The following is a 17,309-nucleotide window of genomic DNA, read 5'->3' as shown; positions in this document are numbered from 1 at the left end:
GGACCGGCGTCCTGGGAAGATCGAACGCGACGGAAGGAATCCTGTGTCGCCTGGTGAGTTGTTCCGCACGCTTCGCCGCCGCTGGTACGTCCTGATCCTGGTGGCGGCGCTCGCGGCCGCCGGGGCCCTGCAGGTGCTCCGCCCCACCCACACCTTCGTGAGCTCGGCGATCGTCGTGCTGAAGCCGCCGGTGACCGGCAGCCAGCCCAATCAGCTCGCCAATCTCCAGCCCCCTCTGGCCGCCGTCTCGTACGCGGCGGTGCAGCAGCTGGAATCGCCCGCCGGGGCGGCCGAGTTGCGCGCCGCCGGCGTGGACGGCGCCTACCGGCTGATGCCGCGCAACAGCGGCACGAGCGTCACCCCGCGCTATCTGATCCCCTCGCTCCAGGTGCAGGCGGAGCACGCGGATCCCGCCGCCGCCAACCTGGCCGTGCTGAAGGTCGTCGAGGCGTACACGAAGCGGATCACGGCCATGCAGGCCGAGCAGCAGATCCCGGAGAAGGCGCGGATGAGCGTGACCCTGCTGGTGCCGCCGACCGCGGTGGCGCAGACGGGGACCAAGAGCCGTGCACTGGCCGGGACGGCGCTGCTGGCCGGGGTCTGCGGGGTGGCCGCCGCGCTGTGGACCGATCAGCTCGTGACGCGCCGGAACCGGCGCCGGCGCGAGAGCGCCGACACCGGTCCGGGGAACAGCGGTGAAACCGGGAGCCGCGTCCTGGTGGGCGCGGCCGCGGCGGCCCGCTGAGTGTTGCCGGTTCATCAGATCCCTCGACGTTTCCAGGACTGCCACCAGAGCCACTCGCGGCCGCGGTCGGCGACCGCGGAGAGCACCAGCGGCTGGAGGTAGGGCATCGCGCGGGCCCCGATCCGCCGCCGCCTGCGCAGCGCCCTGTACTCGGGCAGCCCCGTGTACCGCGGCAGGCACTCGGCGGCGAACGCCTCCAGCTCCTCGACCGGCACCACCGCGGTGCGCCTGCGGTCGTACGCCCGGTAGGCGCGCCTCAGCGCGTACCGGGCGAGCCGGGTCCGCGCCAGTTCCGACAGCCGGCCGGCCTCGGGGAGCAGGCCGGCGCACTTGTCCAGGACCGAGTCGAAGGCGACGAGGCGCTGGCGCAGGTCGTCGAGCTGCCCGCCGAAGTCCGTGGTGGACATGTTGTTGCCATGGACCCGGTAGAAGGCCTGGTCGGCCCCGCGGACGTAGCCCACGTCGGCGTGCGCCGCGAGCCGCATCCACATCTCGATGTCGCCGGCGTGCGGGAGCTGCGGATCGTAGCCGCCGACCTTGCGCTGGAGGCTGGTACGGACGACCACCTCGGGCGAGGTGATGCAGCCGGTACCCTCCCGGAACCGCCGCTCCAGCCACCACCGTCCGGGGTAGACCACCGAGCCGGTGCTCCGGGTGCGGGCGGCGGGCAGCGGCCCGCCGTGGCGGAACCGGAGCGGCCGGCCGTAGGCGAAGCCGGCCTCGGGGTGGGCGTCGAGCAGGGCCGCGGCGCGCACCAGGGCTCCGGGGACCAGCCGGTCGTCGGCCGACAGCAGGGCGACGTAGTCCCCGTCGGCCCATTCCAGCAGGCCCTCGTTGTAGGTGGCGATGTGGCCCTGGTTCTGTTCGTGGACCCGGACCTCGATGCGCGGGTCGGCGGCCGCCAGGGCCCGGGCGACGTCCGCGGAGTCGTCGGGCGAGGCGTCGTCGATGATCAGCACCCGGACGTCGACGCCCGGCTGTTCGTCCAGGACGCTCTTGACGCAGTCGGCCAGGAAGTGGCCGTACTTGTAGCAGGGGATGACCACGCTGACGGTGCTCACTGGCCGCTCACCTCCGTGGAGCCCTCCGCCGCGAGACCGCTCGGCGCCGTGGTGGTGAAGACCGGGCCGACCCAGTAGTTCACCGAGCCGAAGGTGTTGGTGGGGAACGCCGTGGAAGCGCCGTACTTGTAGAGGCCGTTGGCCCCGCCGCTGCCGTCGGCCGGGGCGACCAGCGGGTAGGAGCGGTGCGCGGCCGTGAAGTAGCCGCCGTCCACGGAGTACTTGCCGTTCGGCGCGTGGTAGGAGGCCACGTAACTGGTGCCCGCCGTGATGGGTACCGGGGTGGCGAAGTGGAGCTGCTGCCAGCCGGACAGGGTTTCGCTGCCGAAGGTGCCGGTGGCGAGGAGGGTGCCGGTGGCCGACCACAGGCTGCCGGTGTGCGTGCCGGTGTTCCCGGGTCCCTTGTAGAAGGTGATGCCGGTGACGTAGCCGCTGACCGCGGACTGGAAGCGGGTGCCGAGTTCGACGGAGTTGGTGTCGTCGCCGACGTTGGCGGTGCTCGGTTCGGTGGTGGACGTCCACAGGGTGCAGGGGCAGTTGACCGCGGGCGGGCTCGCGCTGGTGGTGAAGGTCCAGGCGACCGGCGCGGCCATGGTGTTGCCCCACAGGTCCGCGGCCTGCACCGAGGCCGTGTACGTGGTGTTCAGCACCAGCTCGGTGGACGGGGTGAAGGTGGCGCTGTTGGAGGCGGTGAGGACCTTGCTGCCCGGGACGGTGGCGCCGCCCGGGTCCTTCAGGGTGAAGGAGAGGGTGTCGGAGTCGATGCCCTCGCTGAAGGTGGCCTTGACCGCGGAGGTGATCGCGGTGCCGGTCGCCGCGGACTGCGGGGTGATCGAGGTGACGGTGGGCGGGTTGGTGCTCGCGGTGGAGGTGTCCAGGACCGCGTCGACCCAGTAGTTGCTGCCGGAGGCGGCCGTGGACGGGAACCCGCCCGTGCCGCTGTACCGGTACACGCCGTTGCCCCCGTCGGTTCCGCTGCGCAGCGCGGTCAGCGGGGCGAGGCCCGCGTCGGCGGAGGCGAAGGTGTTGTCGAAGGAGTACCCGCCGTTGGGGGCGAAGTAGGAGGCGATGTAGGTGGTGTTGGCCTTGATCGGGACCGGCGAGGAGAAGTTCAGCTGCTGCCAGCCGGAGGCGGTCTCGTTGGTGAAGGTGCCGGTGGCCAGGCGCTGGCCCGAGCTGCTCCACAGGCTGCCGGTGTGGGTGCCGGTGTTGGCCGGGGACTTGTAGAAGCGGACGCCCGTGATGGAGCCGGGCGCCGAGGAGCGGATCTTCACGCCGAGTTCGACGGCGCTGCCGTCACCGGCGTTGACGGTGCCCGGTACGGCCGCGGCCGGCCAGACGGTGCAGGGGCACTGCTGGGGTCCCACGGTCAGCGGCACGGTGGTGGTGGCGCCGATGTTGACGCTGTCGTCCACCGCGCGGACCTTGATCTGGACGGGTCCGGGGGTGGTCGGGGTCCACTTGTAGTTCCAGGATCCGACGCCGGTGGCCGCCTTCCAGGTGGTGCCGCCGTCGGTGGAGACCTCCACGCGGGCCACCACGCCGCCGCCGCTGTCGGTGGCGGTGCCGGTGACGGTCACCGGGCGCAGCGCGGGCACCGTGGCGCCTGCCGCCGGGCTGGTCACGGTGATGGCCGGTCCCGTGGCGTCCGTGGAGGCGGTCGCCGCGACCAGGTTGCTCTGCAGGGACTTGGGCTGGACGCCCATGTCGGCGAACACGTTCACCGTGGCCTGCTGCATGCGCTTGTCCTCGGTGACCACCGTGTCGTCGGGGTTGCCCGTCGGCATGTTGGTCAGGCCCCAGGACCACTGCACGGTGCCCGCGCCGAAGACCAGCGCGCGCGAGGTCGGATCGCGGAAGGCGACCAGGCTGTGCGTCGCGGTGCCGTTCCCGTACGTGTTGCCGTAGTCGAGCCGGAGCTTGCCGTCGTTGATGTCGACCGTGGTGGAGGACATCGCGATCTGCCCGGGCGGCCGCGCCGCGTCCTCCACGTCGCTGTCCCACTCGTAGCCGAGCGTGCCGGACGGGAAGGTGGCGGTCTGGGAGGGGGTCAGGTTCGCGACGGTGGTGCCCCGCCACAGCCGCATCTTGGCGAAGGCGCCGGGCACGGTGATCGCGTCGCTGCGGTAGCCGTTCACGCTGAACAGCGAGCCGGTCAGCTGGTTCTGCGGCTGGTAGGGCCGTCCGTTGGTGGAACTGGCCGGGTCCATGAAGGTGCCGGTCCAGATCCCGCTCGGGTCCGGGACGCCGTTGGGCTGGGGGAAGGAGAGCTTGGTCTCCTTGTAGCAGACCAGCGTCCGGTTGGCCGTGGCCGCGCCGTCGATGCTGGGCGCGAGCCGGGTCTTCCAGAAGACCTCGTTGCCGCTGAAGTACGTCTGGTGGAGCCCGGCCCGGCGCGCGTTCAGCGCGTTGGTGAACTGGTCCTGGGTCCAGTACTCGTCGTGGCCCGAGGACATGAAGACCTTGTGGTTGCCGAGCTGGGTGGCGCCGCGTGTCGACATGTCGATGCCGGACATGTAGCTCACGTCGTACCCGTTGCGCTCCAGCCACGAGATCATCTGGTACTCGGACCCGTAGATCCCGTTCTCCCCGCCGATGTCCATCGGCCGGTTGTAGCTGACCTCGTAGGCCCGGCCGTCCGGCGCGGGTCCCCCGCCGTCGTACAGGTCCTGGCCGCCGTAGTTGTTGTACGCCTGCCAGGTCTGGTCGCTGGTCTGCACGACGATGTCGGAGTGGCTGGAGTCGTTGCGGACGACGAACGGGTACGGCATCACCCCGTTGCCGTCCGCCTGGTCGAGGTTGGCGATGTAGAGGCCGGACACGGCGTCGGCCGGCACGGTCCACGTCGCGGTGACGGGCCAGTTCCCGCAGTCCACCAGGCCGGTGGCGGCCTTGGTGGTGCAGCTGCGCGGGTTCCCGCCCGCGGCGAAGTTCGCCGGGTAGGTCTGGGCCGCCTGCGCCGCGGTCGACATCAGGCGGGCCCCGTCACCCCCGTAGTGGCCCAGCCGGTAGACCGACACCCGGTACGGGGTCGGCGACTGCACCTTGAACTGCACCGTCTCGCCTGCCTGGACGCTCATCTGGGCACTGAAGCCCTTGATGTCCCCGTAGGCGCTGGGCGCGAACCAGTCGGACATCGGCGTGCCCGGCTTGGAGTTCTCGCACACGATCGCGTTCGTGCCGGGACCGCAGGGGTCCGCCGCACCCGCCACCGAGGACGGGGGTAAGACCGTGGCCATCAGGGCGGCGACCACGGTGAAGAGGCCGTACCGGAGCAACCTTGTCCGTCTGTTCATCTGTACCTCTTTTTTGTGCGTCGGCGCGGCGCAGGGCGTCAGCGCAGCGCGTCGGTGAGCGCGTCCACGACCCGCTGCTGTTGGGCGGCGGTGATCTGCGGGAAGAGCGGGAGCGAGAGCATCCGGTCCGCGGCCAGTTCGGCGTTCGGGAAGTTCCCGCGGCCGTGGCCGAGGTGGGCGAAGGCGGGGGTGAGGTGGACCGGGGCCGGGTAGTGCACGCCCGCGCCGATGCCCTCCGCGTTGAGCTTGCCGACGACCGCGTCGCGGTCGGCGCCGCTGACCCGGACGACGTACAGGTGCCATACGTGGACGTTGCCCTCCGCCGTGACCGGCAGGGTCAGGCGTCCGGAGGCCGCCTGCTCGGCGAGCAGCCCGTCGTAGCGGGCGGCGGCGGCGCGGCGGGCCGCGTTGCCCTCGGCGAGCCGGGCCAGCTTGGCCCGCAGCACCACGGCCTGGAGGCCGTCCAGGCGGCTGTTGAACCCGGCCACGTCGTGCCGGTACTTGGCGATGCCCCCGTGGTTGGCCAGGGCCCGTACGAGGTCGGCCCGCTCCTCGTCGTCGGTCACCACCGCGCCCGCGTCCCCGTACGCGCCCAGGTTCTTGCCCGGGTAGAAGCTGGTGGCCGCGATGCCTCCGCTGCCGGGGGTACGGCCCTTGCGGTCGGCGCCCTGGCTCTGCGCGGCGTCCTCGACCACCTTGGCGTACGAGGGGAGTTGCGCGGCCAGCTCCGCCGCGGGGGCGCACTGCCCGTACAGGTGGACCGGGACCACGGCGCGCGTGGCCTTGCCGACCGCGTCCAGCGCGGCCTGCGGGTCCATCAGCAGGGTGTCGGGGACGCAGTCGACGAGCACCGGCCGGGCGCCGATCCGGGCGACGGCTCCGGCGGTGGCGATGAAGGTGTTGGCGGGCAGCACCACCTCGTCGCCGACCCCCACCCCGCTGGCGCGCAGGGCGAGTTCGAGCGCGTCGGTGCCGTTGGCCACGCCGACGCAGTGGCCGACCCGGGCGAAGTCGGCGTACTCGCGCTCGAAGGCGCGGACCTCCTCGCCGCCGATGAAGGCGGTGTCGGCCAGCACCCGGTCGAATCCTGCGCGTAATTCCTGCGCGACCTCGGCGTGCGCCGCCTTCAGGTCCACGAGCGGTATCTGGTTCATCGGGCTGTGCTCCCCATCCGTGTTTCCGTGCGCGTGCCCGTCTCGGGCCCCGTGCCTGTCCCGGACCCCGTCCGTGTCCCCGGCCCGCGGCCGGTCTCCCCGCCGTCGGCCCGCAGCTCGTCGAGCGCCGGGCCGTCCGCCGCGCGCAGCCGGCGGGCGGGGCTCCCGGCCCACACCTCGCCGGGCGGCACATCGGCCAGGACCGTGCTTCCCATACCGGTCAGCGACCAGGCGCCGACCGTGGTGTTCTCCCGTACGAGGGCGCCCGCGCCCACGTACGCCCCGCGCCCCAGCCGGACCCCGCCGCCGAGGCGGACCCCGGAGGCGATCGTCGCGAAGTCCCCGACCGTGTCGTCGTGGGTGAGGACCGCGTGCGGCATCACCGCGACGTGCGCCCCCACTCGTACGGCCGCGGTCAGTACGCAGTGCGCGAGCAGCACCGAACCCGGGCCGAGCGCCGAGGACGCGGAGACCGCGGCCGTGGGGTGGACCACGGTCGCGTACCGGCTCCGGGGCAGGCCCAGCCGCCGGACGAGGCGGGCCCGTACCGCGTAGTCGCGCGGGCTGCCCACGCAGACCACGATCCGGGCGTCCGGGCTCCGGTGCACCAGCCCACTGCCGCCGAGCACCGGTACCCCGTCGACCTCCCGGCCGTGCAGGACCGGATCGTCGTCCAGGTGCCCGGCCAGCCGCCAGCGCGGGGCGCGGCCGCGCTCCCGGTCGGCGGCGGCCGTGTCCCGTACGGCCTGGGCGGTCTCGCGGGCGAATCCGCCCGCGCCGACGATGAGGAGGCTTTCGGTGCGGCCGGTCATCCGCCCGCCCGTCCGCGGAGCACGGCGACCACCCGGTCCTGCTGGTCCCGGGTCATCGTGTGGAACAGCGGCAGGATCAGCGAGTCGCGGGTGATCCGCTCGGTCACGGGCAGCGGCGCCGCGCCGTGCCCGGCGTACGCCGGTTCCAGGTGCGAGGCCATGATCCCGCGCCGGGCCGAGATGCCCGCCTCGGCCAGCACCGCGAGCAGCTCGTCCCGGCCGATCGGGAACTCCTCGGTCAGCAGCACCCAGTACGACTGGAAGTTGCCCTCGCCGTGACCGGGGTCGCGGACCGGGCGCAGGCCCGGGATGCCGGCCAGCAACTGCTCGTACCGGGCCGCCAGTTCGCGGCGGCGGGTGACGATCTCGTCCAGCTTGCCGAGCTGCACCAGGCCGACCGCGGCCTGGATGTCGGTCATCCGGTAGTTGTAGCCGACCTCCAGATAGGCCTCGGCGATCGGCTTGCTGCTGGCGTGCCGCTGCGCGGCGGACACGTTCATGCCGTGCTCGCGCAGCCGGCGCAGGCGCTCGGCCCATTCGGCGTCGTCCGTGGTCACCATGCCGCCCTCGCCGGTGGTGATCACCTTGCGGGGGTGGAAGGACCAGGCGGCGAGCAGGGCTCCGTGGCCGACCGATTTGCCGCCGACGGTCGCGCCGATCCCGCAGGCCGCGTCCTCCACCAGGGGGACGCCCCAGTCGGCGCAGGCCGCGCGCAGGGCGTGCACGTCCGCCGGGACCCCGCCCTGGTGGACGGCGAGGACCGCCTTGGTGCGCGGGGTCCGTACGGCGTCCACGGTCTCGGGGGTCAGGTTCCCGGTGGCCTCCTCGACGTCCGCGAAGACGGGGTGCGCGCCCACGTAGCGCACCGCGTTGGCGGTGGCGATGAAGGACAGCGAGGGGACGATCACCTCGTCGCCGGGGCCGAGGTCCAGTGCGATCAGCGCCAGGTGCAGGGCGGTGGTGCACGAGCTGACGGCGATGCCGTGCTCGGCGCCCACCCGTTCGGCGAAGGCCCGCTCGAAGGCGGCGACGCGGGGGCCCTGGGCGACCCAGCCGGAGAGCACCGCTTCGGCGGCGGCCTGCGCCTCCTCCTCGCCGAGCCACGGGATCATGACGGGGATGCGGGCGGGGGCGGCGTTCGGGACGGGGGCGGTCTCGGCGCTCATCGGCCGGCCTCCCCTGCGGCCGCCCCGGCGGCCGCGTCCGCGGCGCGTTCGGCCCGCCACCACTCCACCAGGTCCCGCAGCCCGCGGCGCATGTCGATCTCGGCGGTGAAGCCGAGGCGCCCCGAGGCCTGCGAGGTGTCGGCGAGGCGCCGGGTGACCCCGTTCACGGCGCGGGCCGGTCCGTGCTCCGGCTCCATCGCCTCGGCCCCCATGGCCTCCAGCAGTCCGACGGCCAGCTCGCGCAGGCTGGTCTCGGAGCCGCTCGCGACGTTGAACACCTCGTCGGTCAGGTCCGATTCGGCGGCGAGCAGGTTGGCCCGCGCGATGTCCCGTACGTCGGCGAAGTCCATGGTCTGGGTGCCGTCGCCGAGGATCAGCGGCGGCTCGCCCGCGGTGATCCGCTCCATCCAGCGGATCAGCACCTCGGTGTACAGCCCGTGGATGTCCATCCGGGGCCCGTAGACGTTGAAGTAGCGCAGCGCTACGTAGTCCAGTCCGTACATGGCGTGGAAACTGCGCAGCATCCCCTCGTTGAAGGCCTTCGCGGCCCCGTAGAAGGTGTCGTTGTTGTACGGGTGGTGGCGTTCGGTGGTCGGGAAGGTCTCCGCGAGCCCGTAGACGGAGGCGGAGGACGAGGCGACCACCTTGCCGACGCCGGCGGCCACCGCCGCCTCCAGCACGTTGAACGTGCCGTCGACCAGCACCTCGTTGGCCAGGCGCGGCTCCTCCGCGCACTGGGTGATGCGGATGGCGGCGAGGTGGAAGACCAGTTCGGCGCCCTCGGTCGCCTTGCGCACGGTCTCCCGGTCGCGGATGTCGCCCTCGACGACGTCCACCGCGCCGCTCTTCAGCGCGCGGGCCAGGTTGGCGGCGCGCCCCCGCACGAAGTTGTCGAGCACGACGACCTCGCGCGCCCCCTTGTCGACCAGCAGGTCGACCACGTGCGAGCCGATCGTGCCCGCCCCGCCGGTGACCAGAATCCTCTTGCCTCGTACGCTGCTCAACGCCCTGCCCCTACTGAGTCGGTCATGGTGTTTCGTGCCGGTGCGCCCGGCGCGGTGTGCACGCCGGGCGAGGTGGTGCGGGTGGCGGTTCCGCGAAGGCCCCGCCGGATGTCAGCGGCCGGTGCGCAGTCCGACGACGGCGCCGCGGAACTCCAGGCTGCGGGAGGCGGCTTCGAGGATGTCGAGCACCTGCAGGCCCGACCAGCCGTCGGTCAGCGCCGGCCGCCGCGTCCTGATCGCGGCGGCGAACTCCTCGACCATGCTGCGCAGGGCCTCCTTCTCGCCGAGCGCGGGCGCCACCATGTCGCCGGACCGGTAGGAGACGAGCACGTCGCGGCGCTCGTCCGCACCGATCTCCTGCGGGGCCGTCATGTCCACCCCGCGGTCGAAGACGGCGACGCGCTGGGTGGGGTTGAGGTCGTCCCAGACCAGGGTGCGCTTGGAGCCGCCCACCATCGTCGTGCGGACCTTCACCGGGGACAGCCAGTTGACGTGGACGTGGGCGATGGCGCCGGTGTTGAGCGTGAGCGTCAGATAGGCCACGCAGGACTGGCCGGCGCCGATCGGGTCGGCCCCGTGAGCGGCGACGGCGACGGGGTGGACGTTGTCCGGGAGGATGAAGTCGAGGACCGAGAGGTCGTGGGGGGCCAGGTCCCACAGGACGTCGATGTCCTTCTGGACGAGCCCCAGGTTGATCCTCACGGAGTCGAAGAACTGGATGTCGCCGAGTTCGCCGGAGCGGACCATGTCGCGGATGCGGGCCACCGCCGGGGTGTAGCAGTAGGTGTGGTCGCACATGAGGGTGAGGCCGCGTTCCTCGGCCTCGTTCACCAGCTTCAGACCGTCCTCGTACGTGGCGGCCAGCGGCTTCTCCACGAGGACGTGCTTGCCGGCGCGCAGGGCGGCCAGGGCGACGTCGAGGTGGGTGCCGGCCGGGGTGGCCACGGCGACGGCGTCGACGGCCGGGTCCGCCAGGACGGCCGCGTAGTCGGAGGTCGCCTGGACCGTGGAGTAGGGGCCGAGCACCTGACGTGCCCGGTCGACGTTCAGATCGCACAACCAGCGGAGTCGGAACCCCGGACTGGACTGGAAGTTGCGGACGAGATTGGGACCCCAGTAGCCCGCTCCGACGACGGCGACGCCTAACGGCTTGGCCGGCCACGCACCTGCGATCGCGGCCTCGCGCCCCGCACCCTTCACGGCGTCCTTCTCGGGTTCCTTCTCGGATTCCTTCACAGCGTTCACCTTTCCTTCCGCGCACGCCCGTGGGCGCAATCGACAACCCAAGGCCGGGACGCGTGCGAAGGAAGGGGGTGCCGCCGACGGCCGGCGCCGGGGCGCATGCGCGACCCGTGCGTGACCTGCCCAACGGTGATGGCCCCCCACGACCGATGCCCTACGTGTTGCGACGTACTTCCGCCCCCCGGCCGCCCGGCACCCCTCGCACCGGTCCGGCCACGGGCAGGCGGCCTGTACCCCCAAGCCGCCGTACCCGCATGTTCCCCAACTACCCTGCTCCGGCTGGATTTCAGCGTCGCCGAAGCACGCCGATTCCGGTCGGCTGCGTTCAATCTAGACCACCGGGCGTACCCCCGGGGAGAGTTGGAGGAAACGGTCGGGCCGGGTGTTCGAGCGTGCATACTTCCGGGGTGACCAGCATCGTGATCCCGGCCCACAACGAGGGCCGGGTCATCGGCCGGCTCCTCGACGCGCTCCTGGCCGACGCCCCGGCGTCCGGGCCCGACATCGTCGTGGTGTGCAACGGCTGTACGGACGACACCGCCGCCGTGGCGGGTGCGCGGGGGCCGCGCGTACGGGTGGTGGAGATACCGACTCCCTCCAAACACCGGGCACTTCGGGTCGGCGACGAGCACGCGAGGGGCTTCCCGCGCCTGTACGTGGACGCCGACGTGGAGGTCGGGGCGGCCGACGTACGGGCGCTGACCGGCGCCCTCGCGGCCCGTCCGGACCTGCTCGCCGCGGCCCCCGGGCGGGACATCCCCCTCTCCGGGTGCGCTTGGCCGGTCCGCGCCTACTACCGCGTGTGGCAGCGGCTTCCGGCCGTCCGCGAGGGGCTGTTCGGGCGCGGGGTCATCGCGGTGACCGAGCCGGGGCACGCGCGGATCGCCTCCCTGCCGCCGCTGATGGCCGACGACCTGGCGGCCTCCCTCGCCTTCGCCCCGGAAGAGCGGAGCGTGGTCGAGACGGCCCGGGTCGTCGTGCATCCGCCGCGCACCTGGGGGGACTTGATCAGGCGGCGCGTCAGGGCGGCCACCTCGTCCGCCGAACTGGAGCGATTCCAGGCCTCGGAGGCGGCCGAGGGGGCCGAGGGGGCGCACGCGCCGTCCGCGCGCACCGGTACGGGCGATCTGCGCGCCCTGCTCAGGGCGCAGCCCGGTCTGCTTCCCGGGGTGGTGGTGTTCGTCGTGGCGGCCCTCGCCGCCCGGCGGGGCGCCCGCAAGGCCATCCGGTCCGGGGACTTCTCGACGTGGCTGCGCGACGAGAGCAGCCGGCAGGGCTGAGCGGCGGCGTCCCGCCGAATCAGTTCGTGCGCCGCCCAGTTGGCCCGTACAAGCACTAGGGTTTCACTCACACGTACGAGTGACCTGACCGTCGGCACCGGGAGCTCCAGAGCATGTACCTCGCGGACCGCTCCGCGCCCGCCGGCGCGAAGACCGCACCGGACGGCGGGGCCGTCCGGGCCCCCGCGGTCGCCTCGACCGTCCTCGCGCTGGGCGCGGTCAGCCTGATCACGGACGTCTCCTCGGAGATGGTCACGGCGGTGCTGCCGCTGTACCTGGTCGCGGGGCTGGGGCTGAGTCCGCTCGGCTTCGGCGCGCTCGACGGGGTCTACAACGGGGTCAGCGCGCTGGTGCAGCTGACCGGCGGCCACCTCGCCGACCGGGTCCGCAACCACAAGCTGATCGCCGGCATCGGCTACGGACTGTCCGCCCTGTGCAAGCCGCTGCTGCTGCTCGCGCACAGCCTGGGCCCGGTGGGCCTGGTCCTCGCGCTGGAACGCACCGGCAAGGGCCTGCGCACCGCCCCGCGCGACGCGCTCATCTCCCTTTCGACACCGGCCGAGTTACAGGGGCGCGCGTTCGGCGTGCACCGCGCCATGGACACCACCGGGGCACTGCTCGGTCCCCTCGCCGCCTTCTTCATCCTGAACATGGCAGTGGGCGGGTACGACGCCGTCTTCGGCGTCAGCACGTGCGTCGCCGTGCTCGGTGTGATCGTGCTGATGCTGTTCGTCCCGTCGGGGGCGGGCCCGGGCCCGGCTCCTCTCGGGACGGCGAAACGGGATGCGGCGAAACGGGATGCGGCCAAGCCGGATGCGGTGAAGCCGGATGCGGCGGGACCGCACGGCGCGGGGCCCGCCGGGGTGAGCCTGCGCGAGGCGGCGGCCCTGCTGCGCCTGCCCCGGCTGCGCGCCCTCGCGCTGTGCGCCGCCCTGCTGGGGCTCACCACCGTCAGCGACGCCTTCCTCTACCTGCTGCTCCAGGACCGCACCGGCATCCGCGAGCAGTGGTTCCCGCTGCTCCCGTTGGGCACCGCCGCCGTGTTCCTGCTGCTGGCCGTGCCGGCCGGCGCCCTGGCCGACCGGATCGGGCGCCGTACCGTCTTCCTCGCCGGGCACGCCCTCCTGCTGGCGGGGTACGGGCTGCTGCTGTGGGCCCCGCACTGGCCTGCACTGCCGTACCTGGTCCTCGTACTCCACGGGCTCTTCTACGCCGCGACCGACGGGGTGCTGCCCGCGGCCGTCGGGGCGACGGTCCCGGCGAGACTGCGGGCCACCGGCCTCGCCGTCGTCGGGACCAGCCAGGCGCTGGCCCGCTTCGGCTGCTCGCTGGCCTTCGGGGCCGCCTGGACGGTGTGGGGCGCCGGCCCGGCGCTCGCCGCCGCCGCGGCCGGCCTGTGCTGTTGCGCGGCCGTCGCCGGCTTCGTACTGCGCCCGGCGGCGCAGGCACCCGCCCCGGACTCCGACACCAACCCCGACGCCGGCACCGGCACCGACACCGACACCGACCGACTTCCCCGAGGAACCCGATGACCCGCTCCCGCCGGCTGCTCGTACTCGCGGTGGCCGTGCTGCTGCTCGGGGGCCTCGCCGCCGCGCTGGTCCTGCGCTCCGCCGCCCGTGCCGGGCAGACGCACGAGGGGGACCCGACGGTCGCCCAGGGCAGGGTCACCCTCGGACCGCAGGACCGGCTGGCCTTCCTCAACGGCGCGCAGGGCCCGCACCGCGGGGCACTCGTCTCGGTCCCGGGGCAGGCGCCCCAGGCCGAGCGGACCGCCTCCGGCCTCACCTGCGGGCGCTTCCACGCCGCCGCCGGCACCGGCGTGTGCCTGAACTCCTCGCCGGGCGCGCTGGCCCAGGACAACAAGGCCGTGATCGTCGACTCCGATCTGCGCACGCTGCACGACTTCCCGCTCGCGGGCACGCCGTCGCGGGCCCGCGTCGCGCCGAGCGGCCACTTCGCGGCGTGGACGGTGTTCGTCTCCGGGGAGTCCTACGGCGCCGCGTTCTTCTCCACCCGTACGACGATCGTGGACACCCGTACGTGGGCGGTCGAGCCGGACCTGGAGAAGTTCTCCATCGTGCTCGACGGCCGCCCCTACTCCTCGGGCGACGTGAACTTCTGGGGCGTCACCTTCTCCAAGGACGACGACACCTTCTACGCCACCCTCGGCACCGCCGGCCAGACGTACCTGGTGAAGGGCTCGGTCTCGCGGCGCAGCGTCACCACCCTCGCCCGGAACGTCGAATGCCCGTCGCTGTCCCCGGACGAGACGCGGGTCGTGTACAAGAAGCGCGTCATGCGCGGGGCGTCGCTGTGGCGCGAACACGTACTGGACCTGCGGACGCTGCGGGAGCAGCCGCTCGCGGAGAAGCGCAGCGTGGACGACCAGGCGCTCTGGCTGGACGACCGCACCGTGGCGTACGCCCTGCCCGCCGAGGGCGCGCCGGACACCACCGACCTCTGGACCGTCCCGGCCGACGGTTCGGGTGCCCCCCGCCTCCTCACCCCGGCGGCCTCCTCCCCCAGCCTGCTGGGCTGACACGGGGCCACCTGCCTGACCTGGCGGCCCTGTCGCAGGCGTCCGGGGCCGGTGTGCGTACAGACTCGGTCCTCGTGGATCTGCATCTCACGGACAAGGTGGCGCTGGTCACCGGAGCGAGCAAGGGCATCGGCCTGGCCGTCACGCGGGCACTGGCCGGCGAGGGCGCCCTGGTGGCCGCCGCGGCCCGTACGGTGGACGGCCCGCTGGCCGAGCTGGCCGCCGGCGGGCGGGTACGACCCGTGGCGGTCGACCTCGCGACCGCGGACGGGCCCGGGCACGCGGTACGGGAGGCGGTCGCGGCCTTCGGCGGGCTCGACATCCTCGTCAACAACGTCGGCGCCGTCCGGCCGCGGCCGGGCGGGTTCCTGTCGCTGACCGACGAGGACTGGACCTGGGCCCTGGACATCAACTTCCTGACCGCCGTCCGCACCACCCGGGCCGCCCTCCCGCACCTCGTCGAGCGCGGCGCGGCGTCGATCGTCACGGTCAGCTCCGTCAACGCCTTCCTGCCGGACCCCGGGGTGATCGACTACAGCGCGGCGAAGGCGGCGCTCACCAACTTCTGCAAGGCGCTCTCCAAGGAGTTCGGCCCGCACGGAGTGCGCGTCAACACCGTCAGTCCCGGCCCGGTCGAGACGGCCCTGTGGCTCGGGGACCAGGGGGTGGCCGCCACCGTGGCGGGAGCCACCGGGGGCACGCCGCAGGACGTCGTCGCGGGAGCCGCCGCACAGTCCGTCACCGGGCGGTTCACCCGCCCCGAGGAGGTCGCCGACCTCGTCCTGTTGCTCGCGTCCGACCGGGCGGGCAACACCACGGGCTCCGACCACACCATCGACGGCGGCCTCGTCACCACGCTCTGAACCCGGCCGCCCTTCGGCAGGGCAAGCGTCAGCGGCGGCCGGACCGGGTGACGGTCCGGCCGCCGGCCGGGCAGGGATCCCGGTCTGCCCCCTGCAGACCGGACGACGAGGCTTCCTTCGGACGCACGCGCTGCCCCGCACACGGGCGGCTCAGGTCAGCAGCTTCGCTTTGGCCTGCTGGAACTCGGCCTCGGAGAGCGCGCCCTTGTCCTTCAGGGCGACGAGCTTGGCCAGTTCGTCGGCGTGCGAACCGCCGGACCCGGAGGACCCGGCCGTCTGGCGGATGTAGTCCTGGAAGGCGGCTTCGCTCTCCTTGGCCTGCTTGACGTCCCGTTGGGTCATGCTCTTGCCGCGGGCGATGACGTAGACCAGCACGCCGAGGAAGGGCAGGATGATCACGAAGATCAGCCAGCCCGCCTTGGCCCAGCCGTTCAGTTCGTGGTCACGGAAGATGTCCGTGATGATCTTGAACAGCAGGAACAGCCACATGATCCACAGGAAGAACCAGAGCATGGACCAGAAGATGCTGAGCGCGGGGTAGTCGTCCATGGACGCCTCCTTTGGGCGGGCCCTATGCCCGCGATCAGCAGTATTGGCACGGTTTGCGCATTCCGCATGTCGAACGGCCCCGGGCCGGTTCCCCCCGGCCCCACCGGTCGCGGCCGTTGCCGTGCCCGTCGGGCCGCACCGCTGCCGGGAGCCGGAACGGCCGGCCTCACCCGATCGGGTCGCCTCCGCTCGCCGGATCGAGCGGGCCGGGATTGCCTGGGGTACGACCCGAGGAGAGCTGACATGCCGGATGACGAAGGCCAGAACGAGCTCGCCGCCCTGCGGGCGCGGGTTGCCACGCTGGAGGCGGAGGCCGCGAAGCGCCCGCCGCCCCACCACCGGGTGCGCGCGTTCCTCTCCGCGCTGCTGATCGTCCTGGGCTGCGTCCTGGCGCCGCTGGGCATCGTCGCCGCGTGGACGTCCGGCATCGTGGGCGACACCGACCGCTACGTGACCACCGTGGCCCCGCTGGCCTCCAACCCCGACGTACAGGCGGCCGCCGCGAACCGGGTCACCGGCGCGGTGATGGAGCACATCGACCTGCCCAACCTCCTTGAAGACGTGGCGCCGGACCAGCGGCCGCTGTTGCAGAAAGCTCTGGGAAAGCTGGGCAACGGGCTGGAGGGCGCGGTCCGCAGCTTCGTGCACGAGAAGGCGCTGGACGTCGTCCAGTCGAAGGCCTTCGAAACCATCTGGACCAACGCGAACCGCACGGTACACACCTCGCTCGTCCGCGCCCTGACCGGCAGCGACGAGGGGGCCGTTCAGATCAAGAACGACTCGGTGACCGTCGACCTCGCCCCCGTGATCGACCAGGTGAAGACCAAGCTGGTGGATTCCGGGATGGGCGTGGCCGCCAAGATCCCCGAGGTCCACACCGACTTCACGGTGCTCAAATCGGACGACATCGGCCGGGTCAAGACAGGTTTCCGACTGCTGGAGATCATGGGCTTCTGGCTGCCGGTCATCGCCGTCGTGCTCGCGGCCGTCGGCGTCCTGCTCTCCGTCCACCGGAGGCGGACCCTGGTCACGGCGGCCCTCGGCTTCGCCGTCGCGGCGCTCATCCTGGGCATCGCACTGACGGTCTTCCGTACGGTCTACCTCAACGCGCTCCCCGACACCGTGTCCCAGCCGGCCGCCGGCGCCGTCTACGACGCGATGATCAAGCTCCTGCGCACCACGGTCCGCATGGTCGCGGTCCTCGGCGTGCTGCTGGCGCTCGCCGCCTGGCTCTCGGGCCCGGGTCGCCGCGCCACCGTGGTGCGCCAGATGTGGCACTCGGGCATCGCGGCCACCCGGGCCGCCGCCGACCGGGCGGGGCTGCGCACGGGCCCGGTCGGCCCGTTCGTCGCCCGCCACCGCGTCTGGATCACCTGGATCCTGGTGGCGGCGGCCGTCCTCGCCTTCATCCTGTGGCCGTATCCGACCGGCTGGGTCATCCTGGGCATCGCCCTCGTGCTCCTCTTCGCCCTGGCCGTCATGGACTTCATCGCCGAGGACGACGCGCCGGACGCCGAGGACGCGGCGCCGCCCCCCGGTGGAAGCCCGCCGCGTCCCGTGTAGGGGGTGTCTTGAAGACACCCCCTGGGAGGAAC

The 17,309-nt window shown here is 72.8% G+C and carries 14 protein-coding genes; 6 read left to right on the top strand and 8 right to left on the bottom strand.

The window, feature by feature from the left end; genetic code table 11:
- The first annotated feature begins 58 nt into the window (after positions 1–58).
- On the top strand, positions 59–745 hold the full coding sequence (locus ACFYZS_RS35165) for a hypothetical protein (RefSeq protein WP_389021919.1): 687 nt from the start codon (positions 59–61) through the stop codon (positions 743–745).
- Positions 746–759: 14 nt separating this feature from the next.
- Here the strand turns inward: ACFYZS_RS35165 and ACFYZS_RS35160 are convergent, their stop codons facing one another.
- The 7 genes from ACFYZS_RS35160 to ACFYZS_RS35130 all read right to left on the bottom strand — a co-directional run bounded on the left by ACFYZS_RS35160 (position 760) and on the right by ACFYZS_RS35130 (position 10,483).
- A complete protein-coding gene (locus ACFYZS_RS35160) occupies positions 760–1,806 on the bottom strand; it encodes a glycosyltransferase (RefSeq protein WP_389021917.1) in 1,047 nt (348 codons plus the stop codon).
- Positions 1,803–5,102 carry a DUF4082 domain-containing protein gene (locus tag ACFYZS_RS35155; protein WP_389021914.1) on the bottom strand — a complete coding sequence of 1,100 codons (3,300 nt, stop codon included), beginning with the start codon at positions 5,100–5,102 and terminating at the stop codon, positions 1,803–1,805. Before ACFYZS_RS35155 ends, ACFYZS_RS35160 begins: the two co-directional genes overlap by 4 nt.
- Positions 5,103–5,140: 38 nt before the next feature.
- A complete protein-coding gene (locus ACFYZS_RS35150; RefSeq protein WP_389021912.1) occupies positions 5,141–6,256 on the bottom strand; it encodes a DegT/DnrJ/EryC1/StrS family aminotransferase in 1,116 nt (371 codons plus the stop codon).
- Positions 6,253–7,068: a NeuD/PglB/VioB family sugar acetyltransferase gene (locus ACFYZS_RS35145; protein ID WP_389021909.1), complete on the bottom strand. Its 816-nt coding sequence runs from the start codon at positions 7,066–7,068 to the stop codon at positions 6,253–6,255. Before ACFYZS_RS35145 ends, ACFYZS_RS35150 begins: the two co-directional genes overlap by 4 nt.
- Positions 7,065–8,234: a DegT/DnrJ/EryC1/StrS family aminotransferase gene (locus tag ACFYZS_RS35140; protein WP_389021907.1), complete on the bottom strand. Its 1,170-nt coding sequence runs from the start codon at positions 8,232–8,234 to the stop codon at positions 7,065–7,067. The genes ACFYZS_RS35145 and ACFYZS_RS35140 overlap by 4 nt, the downstream gene beginning before the upstream one ends.
- The gene (locus ACFYZS_RS35135) at positions 8,231–9,238 is read right to left on the bottom strand and encodes an SDR family NAD(P)-dependent oxidoreductase (RefSeq protein WP_389021904.1); all 1,008 of its coding nucleotides are present in this window, start codon (positions 9,236–9,238) and stop codon (positions 8,231–8,233) included. Before ACFYZS_RS35135 ends, ACFYZS_RS35140 begins: the two co-directional genes overlap by 4 nt.
- Positions 9,239–9,349: 111 nt before the next feature.
- Positions 9,350–10,483, bottom strand: coding sequence for a Gfo/Idh/MocA family protein (locus tag ACFYZS_RS35130; protein ID WP_389021902.1), 1,134 nt, complete (start codon positions 10,481–10,483; stop codon positions 9,350–9,352).
- A gap of 404 nt (positions 10,484–10,887) precedes the next feature.
- Here ACFYZS_RS35130 and ACFYZS_RS35125 point away from each other — a divergent pair, with 404 nt between their 5' ends.
- The 4 genes from ACFYZS_RS35125 (at position 10,888) to ACFYZS_RS35110 (ending at position 15,165) form a co-directional block, all read left to right on the top strand.
- The gene (locus ACFYZS_RS35125) at positions 10,888–11,760 is read left to right on the top strand and encodes a glycosyltransferase (RefSeq protein WP_389021900.1); all 873 of its coding nucleotides are present in this window, start codon (positions 10,888–10,890) and stop codon (positions 11,758–11,760) included.
- Positions 11,761–11,873: 113 nt separating this feature from the next.
- The gene (locus tag ACFYZS_RS35120; RefSeq protein ID WP_389021897.1) at positions 11,874–13,292 is read left to right on the top strand and encodes an MFS transporter; all 1,419 of its coding nucleotides are present in this window, start codon (positions 11,874–11,876) and stop codon (positions 13,290–13,292) included.
- On the top strand, positions 13,289–14,302 hold the full coding sequence (locus tag ACFYZS_RS35115; protein ID WP_389021895.1) for a TolB-like translocation protein: 1,014 nt from the start codon (positions 13,289–13,291) through the stop codon (positions 14,300–14,302). Before ACFYZS_RS35120 ends, ACFYZS_RS35115 begins: the two co-directional genes overlap by 4 nt.
- Positions 14,303–14,376: 74 nt before the next feature.
- Positions 14,377–15,165 (top strand): SDR family NAD(P)-dependent oxidoreductase, encoded by a 789-nt coding sequence (locus ACFYZS_RS35110; RefSeq protein WP_389021892.1) that lies wholly within the window; start codon positions 14,377–14,379, stop codon positions 15,163–15,165.
- 150 nt (positions 15,166–15,315) lie between these two features.
- On the opposite strand, the gene ACFYZS_RS35105 is transcribed toward ACFYZS_RS35110, so the two are convergent.
- Positions 15,316–15,714, bottom strand: coding sequence for an SHOCT domain-containing protein (locus tag ACFYZS_RS35105; RefSeq protein ID WP_389021889.1), 399 nt, complete (start codon positions 15,712–15,714; stop codon positions 15,316–15,318).
- 243 nt (positions 15,715–15,957) lie between these two features.
- On the opposite strand from ACFYZS_RS35105, the gene ACFYZS_RS35100 reads away from it, so the two are divergent.
- Positions 15,958–17,277 carry a hypothetical protein gene (locus tag ACFYZS_RS35100; RefSeq protein ID WP_389021886.1) on the top strand — a complete coding sequence of 440 codons (1,320 nt, stop codon included), beginning with the start codon at positions 15,958–15,960 and terminating at the stop codon, positions 17,275–17,277.
- Positions 17,278–17,309 lie beyond the last annotated feature (32 nt).

This window comes from Streptomyces sp. NPDC001903 (assembly GCF_042891345.1).
In the GTDB taxonomy this organism is placed as follows: Bacteria; Actinomycetota; Actinomycetes; order Streptomycetales; family Streptomycetaceae; genus Streptomyces.
Note: the sequence above shows the minus strand (reverse complement) of the source record. Positions and strands in the feature narration are given on the sequence as shown.